The organism is Ferrovibrio terrae, assembly GCF_943371255.1.
Classification (GTDB): domain Bacteria; phylum Pseudomonadota; class Alphaproteobacteria; order Ferrovibrionales; family Ferrovibrionaceae; genus Ferrovibrio; species Ferrovibrio terrae_B.
Window position 1 is genome coordinate 1 of sequence record NZ_CALRUC010000122.1, and the last position, 12,919, is coordinate 12,919.

Genomic DNA, 12,919 nt, shown 5'->3' on the forward strand with positions numbered 1-12,919 from the left:
CGCCAGGCCATGCGCCTGCGTGCCGGCTTCATCGAGGCACAGTTCAACCTGGCCAACCTGCTGCGCGAAAGTGGCGCGCATGCCGCGGCGGCGGTGGAGTATCGCCAGCTGCTGGAGCGCCAGCCGCAGTTCATCGGCGCCCGTATCAACCTGGGCGTCGCGCTCGAACTCTCGGGCGATCTCGACGGCGCCATCGCCGCCTATGCGGAGGCGGCGCGGCAGCAGCCCGATCTTGCCCTCGCCCATCTCAATCTCGGCCTTGCCTTCCAGAAGCGACATCGGTTTCGCGAGGCGATTGCCGCCTTGCAGATGGCGCTGAAGCACGATGCCGGTCTGGTCGCCGCCCATATGGCGATCGGCCAGTCAGCCCGCGAACTGGGCGACAGTGCCACCGCGACGACGGCCTTCCAGGCGGCAGCAAAACTGGCGCCCGAACTGCCCGAGGTGCAGGAGGCACTGTCGGCGCTGCTGAGCGGCGCCATTCCCGGCTGGCATTTCCCGATGCTGGCCGATATGGCACGCAACGATGCGTTTCAGGCCGCCTTGGAAAAAGCCATCACGCCGGAAACCGTCGTGCTGGATATCGGCACCGGGTCGGGCCTGCTGGCGATGATGGCGGCGCGGGCCGGCGCGAAACGCGTGATCGCCTGCGAGGCGCATCCGCTGATCGCCGGCACCGCCCGCGAGATCGTCGCCGCCAACGACTATGCCGACCGGATCCAGGTCATCGCCAAGCGCTCGACCGAACTGGACCCCGCCACCGATATGGCGGCTGCGGCCGATCTGGTGGTGGCGGAGGTGCTGGATGCCGGCCTGATCGGCGAAGGCATGCTGCCGACCAGCCGTGATGCGCTGAAGCGCCTGGCCCGGCCCGGCGCGACAATCATTCCGGCATCCGCGCAGGTCGTGGCACAGATCGTGACCCTGCCGCAGCAGCGCCTGGTCAATCCGCTGCGCAATCTGAGCGGCTTCGACCTTTCGGCTTTCGATAAATTCCGCAACCGCTCCGCCCATGGCACTGTGCGGCTGGATCACGAAGCGCATACGGCATTGAGCGCGGTGCTGCCGGTGCAGCGCATCGACTTTGCCAGCCCGCCCGACTGGACCCGGCCGCAGAGCCTGGCCTGGTCAGCCCCGATCGCCCGGGCCGGCACGGCACAGGCCCTGGTCTTCTGGTTCGAACTCTGGCTCGACGAGGCCATCATGCTGTCCACCGGGCCCGGCGGCGCCATGCGGCACTGGGGCCAGGCGGTGTGCTGGCTGCCGGCCGATCGCGCCGTGCAACCCGGCGATGCGCTGGACTTCCGGGTCACGCTGGCCGACACCTATATAGACTTCATGGCCATATAGACTTCACGGCACTGTCAGAACGGCCTAGACTGGGGCCATGGCCGTTCCGCCCAAACCCGGCGCCCCACCGCGCCCGCTCGCACCGAAAGCAAATACCCCCGCGCCCAATGACGAGGCCGCGGAAAAGGAACAGCTTGCGGCCAGCGAGCTGGACGACATCACCCATGCCGAATACCGCCTGCTCTACGACGCGGCCGCCCGCAACGTGCTGTTCGCCAAGGACCAGCAATGGCGCGTGCTGCAGTATTTCACCATCCTCGGCCTGTCGCTGGTCGCCATCGGCATTGCTGCGCCCTTTGCCCATGATGTGGCGCGCTTCGTCGCCGGCTTCCTGGTCTTCGTTGGCATCTTCAGCGTGGTGGTGATCGCCATGCTGCAATCCTGGCAGGCCAACGAGCATGCAAAGATGGCATATCTGGCGGCGGATTTTTCCAACTTCGCGCGCAGCGCGTTGCGCCGCAAGCCGAAGCTGAGCGGCGACATTCACCGCTATTTCATGCTTCTGGCGATGCTGCTGTATATCGTCGTGCTTGACGTGGTCATGGTGCGACTGCTGATCGACATCGGTCGCTGAAAGCCCGTCACCTCAGGTAACCAGACGCTTCAGGTAAAGCTGTAACTGTCCATCGCCAGCGCGCCCAGCGCGAAGCTGGCATGCATGCGTTTGGCCGGTGCGCCCGGCGTTGCCGCGCCGAGCGCCACATACAGCGGCAGCAGATGTTCATCGGTGGGATGGTTACGCGCGGCAAACGGTGCCTGCTGGCGATAATCCAGCAGGGCAGCATCGTCGCGCTGTTCCAGCTTCTGCGCCATCCAGTCGGCAAAGGCCATCGCCCAGTCGGCCGGCGGGCCGCTGTCGCTGCGATCCAGCAGGCGCAGGTTATGCGTCATCGACCCGGTCGCCATGATCAGCACGCCTTCATCGCGCAGCGGCGCCAGCGCGCGCCCCAGCGCCAGATGATGTGCCGGATCGCGATGCGACTGGATGGAGAGCTGCAGCACCGGAATATCGGCGGCGGGATAGACCAGCGTGAGCGGCGACCAGGCGCCGTGATCGAGGCCGCGCGCCGGATCAAGCACCGTCTTGAAGCCGGCGGCTTCCAGCAGGCCGTGGATGCGGGCGGCCAGCGGCGGCGCACCGGGCGCGTCATAGTGCATCTGATACAGCGCCGGGGGAAAACCGTAGAAGTCGTGGATGGTGTCGGGTTTTGCCGTGGCGCCAACTTCCGGCCATTCGGTTTCCCAGTGGGCCGAGATGGCGAGGATCGCCTGCGGCCGCGGCCACTGGGTGGCGGCGCTGCGCAGGAACTGATGCGCCGGACGCTCCGGCTCCAGGGTCAGCATAGGGGAGCCATGGCTGATGAAGACGGCGGGCAGGCGCTGGGACTGGGCTGACATCGGGAAACTCCGCTGCGCCATCTGAAATGACGGCGCAGCGTTCACCTAAGTCAGCCGCGGCAAAGCCGCAAGGCGTTACCGGCTGGTGACGCCTTACTTGGCGGTAACGGTACCGGCCGGCGCCGACCATTCGGCCGCGCGGCTGCGGAACAGGCCGGCGAGCTTGGCGGCGATGGTCTGGAAGAAGGCCAGGCTGGCCTCCGACCGCAGGGTGACGGCGCGGGCGCGCAGATAGGCCATTTCATCGGCCGAGATGTAACGGACCGGGGACACCGCCGCGCTCATGTCGAAGCGCTTGTCGATGTCGGTCATCAGGTTGGTGGACTGGGTGGTGCTGTAGGTCATGGGGGAGGCCTTCCTCTGCTGGGTGGCTGAGGCAAACTCTATCCCGCACTGCACTTTTCATTAATACAGTATTATGGCAGTATTTGATGACTTTAATTCATAAATAGAGCCCTCATGAACCGTTACGGGGAAATGGAAGCCTTTGTGCAGGTGGTGGACCAGGGCGGCTTCACCGAGGCCGCCAAGGTGCTGGGCCTGAGCCCGTCCGCCGTCAGCAAGCTGATCTCCCGGCTGGAAGACCGATTGGGCGCCCGGCTGCTGCAGCGGACCACGCGCCGCGTCAGCCTGACCGCCGAGGGTCGCGTCTATGCCGAACAGGTACGGGCGATCCTGGCCGATGTCGATGCGGTGGAAGCCAGTATCGGCGGCGCCGAAGCCGAGGCGCGCGGCCAGCTGCGGGTCAACGTTGCGCATGGCTTCGGCATGACCCAGATCGTGCCGCTGATCCCCGACTTCCTCGCGCGCTATCCCAAGGTGCAGGTCAGTCTCACCTTCGCCGACCACACGGTCGATCTGGTGAGCGAAGGCGATGACATGGGCATTCGGCTCGGCGAACTGCGCGATGACGCGCTGATCGCGCGCAAGCTGGGCGACCACCGCCGCATCATCTGTGCCGCGCCGTCTTACCTCGAACGCCATGGCATGCCGCAGACGCCGGCAGATCTGACCCGGCATAACTGCCTGCTATTCGACGGTCCAGAAGGCCTGAACGAATGGCCATTCCGCAAGGCCGACGGCAGCATCGAGCGTCTGGCGATGCATGGCAACTTCCGCAGCAACAATGGCGATGCGGTATTGCGCCTGCTGCTCGACGGCGTCGGGCTTTGCTACGCCGCCGATTTCGGCATCAAGCCCTTCATTGAAACCGGTCGCTTGGTGCCGGTGCTGGCCGATCACACCGCCGATATCCTGCGGCCGGTTCACGCAGTCTATCCCGCCCGCAAGCATCTGGCCGCAAAAGTGCGTGTGTTTGCCGATTATCTGGTCGAGCGCTTCATGCCGGCGCCACCCTGGCTGATGCAGCCCGGCGCCTAGACCAGCGCAGCCATTATCGCAGCGCAGCCTCGGCCGCCTGCACCAGCGCCGCCGTGTCTTCAGCCGTCTTGTCGAAGGAGCAGACGAAGCGATACAGGCTGTCAGCCTCGCTCCAGGTGTGAAACAGCGCGCCGCGCTGACGCATCGCCTCTGCCGCCGCGACCGGCAGTTTCACGAACACCTCGTTGGCTTGCACCGGCCACACCACTTTCGCACCGGGCAGCCGGCCAAGGCCATCGGCCAGTTCGCGCGCGCGGGCATTGGCCGCGCGTGCCAGCCGCAGCCACAGGCCGTTTTCCAGCATGGCGAGCAGCTGCACCGACAGGAAGCGCGACTTGGAAAACAGATGTCCGCCGCGCTTGCGGCGATACAGGAAGCTCTCGGCCAGCTCGGGCTTGAAGAACACCACTGCTTCGGCCGCCATCGCGCCATTCTTGGTGGCGCCGAAGCTGAGCACATCGACGCCGGCGCGCCAGGTGAGGTCCGCCGGTGCGCAATTCAGGCCGGCGACGGCATTGGCAAACCGCGCGCCATCCATATGCAGCTTCATGCCATGCGCCTTGCAGCGATGGGCGATATCGGCGATTTCATCGGGCGAATAGACGGTGCCGGCTTCGGTGGCTTGGGTGATGCTGACCGCCGAGGGCTGCGGGTTATGCTGCGAGCCCTTCCAGCCCAGCGCCAGCACGGCATCCAGCGCGGCGAGGTCGATCTTGCCATTCTCGCCCGGCACATTCACCAGCTTGGCGCCGCCGGTATAGAATTCCGGCGCGTTGCATTCATCGGTAACGATATGGCTGTCCTGATGGCAGTAGATCGCGCCATGGCCCGGCGTGATGCACGCCAGCGACAGCACATTGGCAGCCGTGCCGGTGGCAACCGGAAACACCTTGCACTCGTGATCGAACAGGACCGAGAAGGCGGCATCCAGTTCGACGCTCCACTGATCGGCACCATAAGACGACTCAGTGCCGGTATTGGCCGCCATCAGTGCGGTCATGATCTCGGGCGCCGCGCCGGCCACGTTGTCGCTGCGAAAATCCATTGCGCTAATCCTGCTGTTCGATCGTCAAAGGGAGAAAGGCGAAACCGGTCTCCTGGCTGATGGCGCGAAAGGCGCGCGGGGCCAGGGCCCGGCCATCATGCACGGCCGAGATCAGCCAGACGAGTCCCGGATCGCTCACCATGGCGGCATCTTTTGCAGAGGGCGCATCACGGCCATTCGGATGGCTATGCCAGTGACCAATAATGGAATTGGTTCGCGCCGGATCATCCCGCAGGCGGCGCAGGGTGGCGAAATGCACGGCCGGATCGAGTTCGAATTCTCGGTCGGGATCGGTGGAGATATTGTTCGCCAGTACGACCTCGGTCACCTGCAGCGCATCGCCATCCGCATGGCCGACGAGCAGGGCACAGGCCTCGCGCGGCCAGGCGGCCTGTCCCAGCTCGGCCAGGCGCGCCAGCTGCGCCACGCTCAGCCGCAGGGCGGTCACTTCTCGACTTTCACCGTGATGCTGCCCAACGGCTTCAGCGTTTCGCCATCCAGCGCATACAGCCGCTCGGTGCCATCGGCCAGCCGCACCCGCAGGATGATGCGGTTTCCGGTGGCAAACACTTCGGCCACGCGGCTGTTGCGCGGCAGGCTGAATTCCAGGTCTTCCACCACAACGCTGCGCGGCGCCGCCGTGCCGCTGGTGGCGGTGCGCTTCGGCCCACCGGTCATGATCAGCACGATCAGCAGGGCGGCAAGGCCAAGGAAGATGACGCCCAGACCGATGACGGTGGCCTTCAACCACCGTATCCTCGTCGTCGACTCTTCCGTCGTCTGCTCGACCATGTAAAACACTCCGATGTCCGAACCCGCCACCATCCAGCACAGTCTGCCGCCGGTGCCGCCCGAAGCGGCCGGCGAACGGCTCGACCGCTATCTGGCCGCCGTGCTGACCGAGCAGCTGTCCGTGGCCGAGTCCGGGGCCTCGCTGTCGCGCTCGCGGCTGAAGTCTCTGATCCTCGATGGTCAGGTTCGTCTAGATGGCGCGACGATAACCGACCCCTCCCGCAAGATCAAACCGGGCGAACTCTATGTGGTGGGCGAGCCCAGCGCGGTGGCGGCCGATCCACAGGCGCAGGATATCCCGCTCACCGTGGTCTACGAGGATGACCAGCTGATCGTGGTGGACAAGCCGGCCGGCCTGGTGGTGCATCCGGCACCGGGCAATCCCGACCGCACGCTGGTGAATGCCCTGCTGCACCATTGCGGCGACAGCCTGTCGGGGATCGGCGGCGTGAAGCGGCCGGGCATCGTGCACCGCATCGACAAGGATACCTCGGGCCTGGTGGTGGCGGCCAAGACCGACCGTGCCCACCATGCGCTGGCCGCACTGTTTGCCGAGCATGACATCGAACGCAGCTACGATGCCCTGGTCTGGGACCATCCCAACCCGTTGCAGGGCACCATCGAAGGCGCCATCGGCCGCGACCCCAAGGATCGCAAGCGCATGGCCATGGTGGCGCGCGGCGGCAAGCCGGCGATCACGCATTACGCCACGCAGAAGATGATTTTCGATGCCCGCGGCCAGCCGGTCTGCGCCCTGGTCCGCTGCACCCTGGAAACCGGGCGCACGCACCAGATCCGCGTCCACATGACCGCCAAGGGCAATGCGCTGATCGGCGACCCGGTTTATGGCCGCGCCCGCAACCTGCAGCGCTTCCAGCTCAGCGACCCGGCCCGCGCCGCCCTGCTCGGTTTCAAGCGCCAGGCGCTGCACGCGGCCACCCTGGGCTTCCGCCATCCGGTCAGCGGCAAGAGCCTGCGGTTTGAAAGTCCGCTGCCGGCGGATTTCGCCACCCTGCTGAAACTGCTCTCCACCCAGCGCTCGACGCCGCGCTGACCGGCAAACTGCCGGCCGGCCTTGACCGGCATGAATGGATTTTCCTAATTTTCTGGTAAATTCCGCGACTGTGACCGCCGGCACAGTCCGGTCCGGCAGCCGTACTTCCGCCGCAATTGGCCGCTTTCCTCATTGCAAATGAAAGACACGCCTACCATTTCTCACACTGGGTCGGGTGCCAAAGCAAAGGGCCCGGCCGGGGGAGTTACATCGATGTCTCGCACTGCCAGCCTGCCTGCCCTGTCCTCTCTCGAGGGAGGGTTATCCCGCTATCTGTCCGATATCCGCCGCTTCCCGATGCTGGAGCCGCAGGAGGAGTTCATGCTGGCCAAGGCCTGGCGTGACCATGGCGACGTGGACGCGGCGCATAAGCTGGTGACCAGCCATCTGCGCCTGGTGGCCAAGATCGCCATGGGCTATCGCGGCTACGGCCTGCCGGTCGGCGAACTGATCTCCGAAGGCAATGTCGGCATGATGCAGGCGGTCAAGCGCTTTGATCCCGACAAGGGCTTCCGTCTCTCGACCTATGCCATGTGGTGGATCCGCGCCTCGATCCAGGAATATATCCTGCGGTCCTGGTCGCTGGTGAAGATCGGCACCACGGCGGCCCAGAAGAAGCTGTTCTTCAACCTGCGCCGCCTGCGCGGCCAGATGAAGGCGATCGATGGCGGCCAGCTGACGCCGGAGCAGGTGGAAAAGATCGCCACCCAGCTCGCCGTCACCAAGGACGAGGTCATCACCATGGACCGCCGCCTGGCGGCGCCCGACCATTCGCTGAACGCACCCTTGCGCGGCGATGAAGAGGGCAGCAGCGAGTGGCAGGACTGGCTGGTGGACGAGACGCCGAACCAGGAAACCCGTCTGGTGGAAGGCGATGAATTCGACAGCCGCAAACAGCTGCTGGCCACTGCCATGCAGCAGTTGAACGAGCGCGAGCGCGATATTCTGATGCAACGGCGCCTGACCGAGGAGCCGACCACCCTGGAAGATCTCTCGACGCGTTACGGCATCAGCCGCGAGCGCGTGCGCCAGATCGAGGTGCGGGCCTTCGAGAAGCTGCAAAAAGCCGTGCGCAATGCCGCCCTGGAGCAGGGCATCAGCACCCAGGCCGGCATGGGCCAGATCGAAGGCCAGGCGACCGCCTGACCGCAGGTAAAAAAAGAGCGCGCCGCATTTCTTGCGGCGCGCTCTTGCGTACTGAGTCGGAAAATCGACCCGGAAAACCTGATCTCAGAACATGTCGTCGTCGTCGAGATCGGTGAAGAGATCACTGGCCAGCGGCTCGAGACCCGGCACCGGCGGATGCAGGCCGAGGGCATCGAAGGCGGCCTCAGTCGTCATCGACTGCAGCCAAATCGACGGTTCGGTGCCGCGGCGCAGCCAGTCCAGATTCTGGCGGGCAGAACCCATGGCCGACAGGGCAACCGAGGGCACCGCCGGAATGGCCTGTTCAGCATTGTAGCGCTGGCTGTGGCGGCGGATCGCGGTGGCCAGTGTCTGGGCCAGGTTGCGCAGCACGGTGATATCGCGCGGCCGCCATTCCTGGGCGGTGTCGCAACGCTCGCAGCGGAAAATCGCCGCCGGGCTGTTGTTGGAATCCACCAGCAGAAGATCGATGCGGGCCTGCACCTGATCGCGGGCAGACGGATTGTCGCTTGGCAATTCGGGAGCGTTGTCGGTCTGCATCGAGGCCAGGCCGCGGGCGGCGGCATCGAGATAGGCGACGGTGGCCGAACGCGGGATCACGGCACCTTCAGTGAAACGACCGTCGCGCGAGTCGAGCAGGCGCTTGCAGATCATGTCACCGCTGTCGTCGAAGAACCAGATGCTGACGCGCGTGGCGGCAGCGACCTCGACGGCATCGAGGCAGATCGCCTCGCACAGAGCGGTCATGCCGTCATGGCCGAATGTATATAAAGCTGCTTCCTGCGTCCTGAGCATCAACCCCTCCCGGGTCTGCAAACTCGATGGCTGCAGTGTCGTCCGGGCAGTGGCTTTGCGGCAGGTTACGGCTCGATAATAGGGCATTACTTTTCAGTAACGCCGATTTATCCACAGCTACAACTGCGCCGCGATCAGTCTTCGAAGGGATCCTTCATCAGGATGGTGTCTTCACGCTCCGGCGACGTCGACAGCAGCGCCACCGGTGCACCGATTAACTCCTCGATCCGGCGCACATATTTCACCGCCGTGGCCGGCAGGTCGACCCAGCTGCGCGCACCCTTGGTGGTTTCGCTCCAGCCTTCCATGGTCTCGTAGACCGGCTTGGCGGCGGCCTGGTCGCCCATGCCGGCGGGGAAATAATCCAGCACCTTGCCGTTCACGTCATAGCCGACGCAGATCTTCAGTTCCTTCAGGCCGTCCAGCACATCCAGCTTGGTCAGCGCGATGCCGTGAATGCCGTTCAGCTTCACGGTCTGCCGCACCAGCACGGCATCGAACCAGCCGCAGCGGCGCTTGCGCCCGGTCACCACGCCGAATTCATGGCCCTTTTCGCCCAGCCACTGGCCGATATCGTCGGTCAGTTCGGTGGGGAACGGGCCTTCGCCGACGCGGGTGGTATAGGCCTTCACGATGCCGAGGATATAACCGAGCGACCCCGGCCCCAGGCCCGAACCGGCCGAGGCCGAGCCCGCCATGGTGTTGGACGATGTGACATACGGGTATGTGCCGTGATCGACATCAAGCAGCGAGCCCTGCGCGCCCTCGAACAAGATGCGCTTGCCGGCGCGGCGGGCTTCATCCAGGTCGCGCCAGACCGGCGCGGCATAGGGCAGGATTTTCGGCGCGATCTCGGCCAGCTGCTTGAGCAGCGCGGCGCGGTCCACCGGCTCGATGCCAAACCCGCGGCGCAGGGCATTGTGATGCGACAGCAGGCCATCGACCTTGCGGCCGAGCGTTTCGGCATCGGCCAGATCGCAGACCCGGATGGCGCGACGGCCGGCCTTGTCTTCATAGGCCGGGCCGATGCCGCGCCGCGTGGTACCGATCTTGACGCCGCCATCGGTGGCATCCTCGCGCAGGCCATCCAGCTCGCGATGCAGCGGCAGGATCAGCACGGCATTGTCGGCCACTTTCAGGTTGTGCTCGCCAATCTCCACGCCCTGGCCGCGCAGCTTGTCGATCTCGGCAAACAGCGCCCAGGGATCGACCACCACGCCATTGCCGATCACCGCCAGCTTGTTCCGGCGCACGATGCCCGACGGCAGCAGCGACAGCTTGTAGACATTGTTGCCGATCACCAGCGTATGGCCGGCGTTATGCCCGCCCTGGAACCGCACCACGACATCGGCGCGCAACGACAGCCAGTCGACGATCTTGCCCTTGCCCTCGTCGCCCCACTGGGCGCCGACCACGACCACATTGCTCATCTCAACGATCCTTCACGCGAAACGGATTAGACGGACTGGACGGCCTTGCCGTCCCACCAATGACTGCACCCGGCGGCCTTGGCCGCCATCTTGATATCGCCTTTTTCCTTCGCCAGCGCGGCCCAGGTGGCGCGGCCATCCTGGCGCAGCTTTGCCGCCACGGCGCGCGGCGTGCCATAGGACAGATAAACCAGCTGCGGCACCGGCTGCGGCGGCAGGGCGCGCATCACGCTGTCGAGATAAAGCGTGAAACCGGTGGCGGTTTCACCGGCGGGCGCGGTGTAGCGGCCGCCACGGCCCAGCTCGCCTCGCACATTGCGGGCAAACAGCGTAAACGCAATGCCGGTGTGATATTCGAAGCCGCGGAATTCGCCGGGATCGAGTGTGACCAGCAGATCGGGAGCCGCTGCCGAAACCTCGGCCACCAGCCTGTCGAGATCGGCGACAATCTTTGCCGCGGCTGCCGGCAGCTTCAGTTTCTTCAGGCCATCGAGGGCCGCCTGCGCCGGGCCGGTGAGCGCCAGAAGTTTCAGCAGCGTGGGTGCCGCAGCACCACCGACAGCCTTCAGCTCGGCGGCATCCTTGCGATCCAGCGCACGCCGCGCGGCACGGGCCTGTTTCGGCTCCAGGCCATGCGCTTCGATGATCGCCGGCGCCAGCAGGGGCTGCGTGATGTCGAGCGACAGCCCGCCGACACCCAGCGCCGCCACGGCTTCGGCGGCCAGCACAGCCACTTCCACATCAGCGGCCAGCGCATCCGAGCCGATCAGCTCGACGCCGGCCTGGGCGAACTGGCGTTCGGGGCGCAATTGCGTGCCGCGCACGCGCAGCACCTGGCCGGCATAGGCCAGCCGCACGGGCCGCGTCGAATCTTTCATGCGGCTGGCGGCGATGCGCGCCACCTGCAGGGTGATGTCGGTACGCAGGCCCATCATGCGCTGCGACACCGGGTCCATGACGCGGAACATCTGACCGGCGAGATCCTGGCCCGACCCGGCCAGCAGGGTTTCCTCGAATTCGATCAGCGGCGGCTTGACCCGCAGATAGCCATGGGCGGCGAAGCTGGCGATCAGCTTCTCGCTGGCCTGGGCTTCCCATTCGGCGCGCGGCGGCAGCACATCGCGCAAACCGGCCGGCAGCAGGCCGGCGGCTGCACTGGCGTCACTGTCATTCGCTGGATTGCGTCCGCGCGGGGCCATGGTCTGATCGTCCTGTTCAGCGCTGCTTGAAGTCGGCTTTGCGCTTTTCGGCGAAGGCGCTCATGCCTTCCTTCTGGTCTTCGGTGGCAAAGGTGGAATGGAAGACCCGGCGCTCGAAACGGATACCCTCGGCCAGCGTGGTTTCATAGGCGCGATTGACCGATTCTTTGGCGATCATCACGATCGGGCGCGACAGGGCGCAGATCTTCTCGGCCGCCTTGATCGCCTCGTTCAGCAGTTCGGCTGCAGGCACAACACGGCTGACCAGGCCCGAGCGTTCGGCTTCCTCGGCATCCATCATGCGGGCCGTGAGGCACATTTCCATCGCCTTGGACTTGCCGACAAAACGCGTCAGGCGCTGGGTGCCACCGGCGCCGGGAATGGTGCCAAGATTGATTTCCGGCTGGCCGAATTTCGCCGTATCGGCAGCAATGATGAAATCGCACATCATCGCCAGTTCGCAGCCGCCGCCCAGCGCATAGCCCGCCACGGCCGCGATCACCGGCTTGCGGCAGCGCGCGGCGCGTTCCCAGTCCCGGGTGATGAAGTCTTCCTTGTAAACATCCATATAGGTCTTGGACTGCATCTCCTTGATATCGGCGCCGGCGGCAAAGGCCTTTTCCGAACCGGTGATGATCATGCAGCCAATGGCATCATCGGCCTCGAAAGCATCCAGGGCGCGGGTCAGTTCCTGCATCAGCGCGGCATTCAGGGCATTCAGCGCCTTGGGCCGGTTCAGCGTGATCAGGCCGATCTGGCCGCGCGTCTCCACCAGGATGTTCTCGTAGGACATGACTGTTTCCTCTGGTTTCTGAAGGTATTGCTGCCAAGCTACTGTTGATCGGGCAACAGTTCGAAGCGCACGGTCAGCGCTCCGTCGCGGCCGGCAAAACTGAAGCGCAACCGTTCGCGCTCGCGACGATACTGTTCCGCGCCCAGCGCCTGCCAACCAAGCTGCGGAAGGGTGGCGGAATAAAACTGGCGCACCGCGGCGGCCGTGACCGCCCCCTTGGCCTCGGCATTGGCAATGCGGCCGGATGGCTTGTCGAAGACGGCGGCGGCATCGGCGTTTTCGGCCAGGCCGGGCATCAGCGGCACATCTTCGGATATGGAGAGAAAACCGGCCGCCGCCCGGGCGCCCGGGATAAGGGCTTCTGAAAGGCTTGCACGAATCCCCGCCAGCGCCAGACCGCCGATGACGACACCGCCCATAAGGGGTGTGGCCAGGACGAAAAGTGCAGCTAGCGCCGGGACCGGGAAACACCTCCAGCCGGGGCGGAACATGGCCGGGAATTTGGCAGGTCGGGGCGCTTTTTGGAAGCCCTGGAGG

The 12,919-nt window shown here is 65.3% G+C and carries 15 protein-coding genes; 5 read left to right on the forward strand and 10 right to left on the reverse strand.

Annotated elements, in window-relative coordinates; translation table 11 throughout:
- Positions 1–1,350 (forward strand): tetratricopeptide repeat protein (locus AAG799_RS19430; protein WP_341898506.1); only part of this gene is annotated, 1,350 nt, incomplete at its 5' end.
- Between the two features lie 37 nt (positions 1,351–1,387).
- Positions 1,388–1,924, forward strand: coding sequence for a hypothetical protein (locus tag AAG799_RS19435; RefSeq protein WP_341898507.1), 537 nt, complete (start codon positions 1,388–1,390; stop codon positions 1,922–1,924).
- 29 nt (positions 1,925–1,953) lie between these two features.
- On the opposite strand, the gene AAG799_RS19440 is transcribed toward AAG799_RS19435, so the two are convergent.
- Both AAG799_RS19440 and AAG799_RS19445 read right to left on the reverse strand, forming a co-directional pair.
- Positions 1,954–2,748, reverse strand: coding sequence for a class III extradiol ring-cleavage dioxygenase (locus tag AAG799_RS19440; protein ID WP_341898508.1), 795 nt, complete (start codon positions 2,746–2,748; stop codon positions 1,954–1,956).
- Between the two features lie 93 nt (positions 2,749–2,841).
- Positions 2,842–3,093: a hypothetical protein gene (locus AAG799_RS19445; protein ID WP_341898509.1), complete on the reverse strand. Its 252-nt coding sequence runs from the start codon at positions 3,091–3,093 to the stop codon at positions 2,842–2,844.
- 114 nt (positions 3,094–3,207) lie between these two features.
- Here AAG799_RS19445 and AAG799_RS19450 point away from each other — a divergent pair, with 114 nt between their 5' ends.
- Positions 3,208–4,128, forward strand: a complete 921-nt coding sequence (locus tag AAG799_RS19450; protein WP_341898510.1) for a LysR family transcriptional regulator — start codon at positions 3,208–3,210, stop codon at positions 4,126–4,128.
- A gap of 13 nt (positions 4,129–4,141) precedes the next feature.
- Here the strand turns inward: AAG799_RS19450 and AAG799_RS19455 are convergent, their stop codons facing one another.
- Genes AAG799_RS19455 through AAG799_RS19465 form a run of 3 tightly spaced genes read right to left on the reverse strand, consistent with a single transcriptional unit; the run spans position 4,142 to position 5,965 of the window.
- Entirely contained in the window at positions 4,142–5,173 is a 1,032-nt protein-coding gene (locus AAG799_RS19455; RefSeq protein WP_341898511.1) for a low specificity L-threonine aldolase, read from the reverse strand.
- A 4-nt stretch (positions 5,174–5,177) separates the two neighbouring features.
- Positions 5,178–5,621, reverse strand: a complete 444-nt coding sequence (locus tag AAG799_RS19460; protein WP_341898512.1) for a M67 family metallopeptidase — start codon at positions 5,619–5,621, stop codon at positions 5,178–5,180.
- A complete protein-coding gene (locus tag AAG799_RS19465; protein WP_341898513.1) occupies positions 5,618–5,965 on the reverse strand; it encodes a hypothetical protein in 348 nt (115 codons plus the stop codon). Before AAG799_RS19465 ends, AAG799_RS19460 begins: the two co-directional genes overlap by 4 nt.
- A gap of 13 nt (positions 5,966–5,978) precedes the next feature.
- On the opposite strand from AAG799_RS19465, the gene AAG799_RS19470 reads away from it, so the two are divergent.
- Both AAG799_RS19470 and rpoH read left to right on the forward strand, forming a co-directional pair.
- Complete coding sequence (locus tag AAG799_RS19470) at positions 5,979–7,019, forward strand: RluA family pseudouridine synthase (RefSeq protein WP_341898514.1); 1,041 nt, start codon at positions 5,979–5,981, stop codon at positions 7,017–7,019.
- 213 nt (positions 7,020–7,232) lie between these two features.
- Positions 7,233–8,165, forward strand: coding sequence for an RNA polymerase sigma factor RpoH (gene rpoH / locus AAG799_RS19475; protein ID WP_341898515.1), 933 nt, complete (start codon positions 7,233–7,235; stop codon positions 8,163–8,165).
- An 84-nt stretch (positions 8,166–8,249) separates the two neighbouring features.
- Here the strand turns inward: rpoH and AAG799_RS19480 are convergent, their stop codons facing one another.
- The 5 genes from AAG799_RS19480 to AAG799_RS19500 all read right to left on the reverse strand — a co-directional run.
- On the reverse strand, positions 8,250–8,960 hold the full coding sequence (locus AAG799_RS19480) for a hypothetical protein (protein WP_341898516.1): 711 nt from the start codon (positions 8,958–8,960) through the stop codon (positions 8,250–8,252).
- Between the two features lie 134 nt (positions 8,961–9,094).
- Complete coding sequence (locus tag AAG799_RS19485; protein WP_341898517.1) at positions 9,095–10,390, reverse strand: adenylosuccinate synthase; 1,296 nt, start codon at positions 10,388–10,390, stop codon at positions 9,095–9,097.
- A gap of 26 nt (positions 10,391–10,416) precedes the next feature.
- Positions 10,417–11,589 carry an ATP phosphoribosyltransferase regulatory subunit gene (locus AAG799_RS19490; protein WP_341898518.1) on the reverse strand — a complete coding sequence of 391 codons (1,173 nt, stop codon included), beginning with the start codon at positions 11,587–11,589 and terminating at the stop codon, positions 10,417–10,419.
- 16 nt (positions 11,590–11,605) lie between these two features.
- A complete protein-coding gene (locus tag AAG799_RS19495) occupies positions 11,606–12,382 on the reverse strand; it encodes an enoyl-CoA hydratase (RefSeq protein ID WP_341898519.1) in 777 nt (258 codons plus the stop codon).
- Between the two features lie 38 nt (positions 12,383–12,420).
- The coding region (locus tag AAG799_RS19500; RefSeq protein WP_341898520.1) for a hypothetical protein at positions 12,421–12,919 on the reverse strand (499 nt) is incomplete at its 5' end.

Coding starts and splice junctions, on each gene's coding strand:
- AAG799_RS19435 (WP_341898507.1), top strand. CDS start 1,388: ATGGCCGTTCCGCCCAAACCCGGCGCCCCACCGCGCCCGCTCGCACCG.
- AAG799_RS19440 (WP_341898508.1), bottom strand. CDS start 2,748: ATGTCAGCCCAGTCCCAGCGCCTGCCCGCCGTCTTCATCAGCCATGGC.
- AAG799_RS19445 (WP_341898509.1), bottom strand. CDS start 3,093: ATGACCTACAGCACCACCCAGTCCACCAACCTGATGACCGACATCGAC.
- AAG799_RS19450 (WP_341898510.1), top strand. CDS start 3,208: ATGAACCGTTACGGGGAAATGGAAGCCTTTGTGCAGGTGGTGGACCAG.
- AAG799_RS19455 (WP_341898511.1), bottom strand. CDS start 5,173: ATGGATTTTCGCAGCGACAACGTGGCCGGCGCGGCGCCCGAGATCATG.
- AAG799_RS19465 (WP_341898513.1), bottom strand. CDS start 5,965: ATGGTCGAGCAGACGACGGAAGAGTCGACGACGAGGATACGGTGGTTG.
- AAG799_RS19470 (WP_341898514.1), top strand. CDS start 5,979: ATGTCCGAACCCGCCACCATCCAGCACAGTCTGCCGCCGGTGCCGCCC.
- rpoH (WP_341898515.1), top strand. CDS start 7,233: ATGTCTCGCACTGCCAGCCTGCCTGCCCTGTCCTCTCTCGAGGGAGGG.
- AAG799_RS19480 (WP_341898516.1), bottom strand. CDS start 8,960: ATGCTCAGGACGCAGGAAGCAGCTTTATATACATTCGGCCATGACGGC.
- AAG799_RS19485 (WP_341898517.1), bottom strand. CDS start 10,390: ATGAGCAATGTGGTCGTGGTCGGCGCCCAGTGGGGCGACGAGGGCAAG.
- AAG799_RS19490 (WP_341898518.1), bottom strand. CDS start 11,589: ATGGCCCCGCGCGGACGCAATCCAGCGAATGACAGTGACGCCAGTGCA.
- AAG799_RS19495 (WP_341898519.1), bottom strand. CDS start 12,382: ATGTCCTACGAGAACATCCTGGTGGAGACGCGCGGCCAGATCGGCCTG.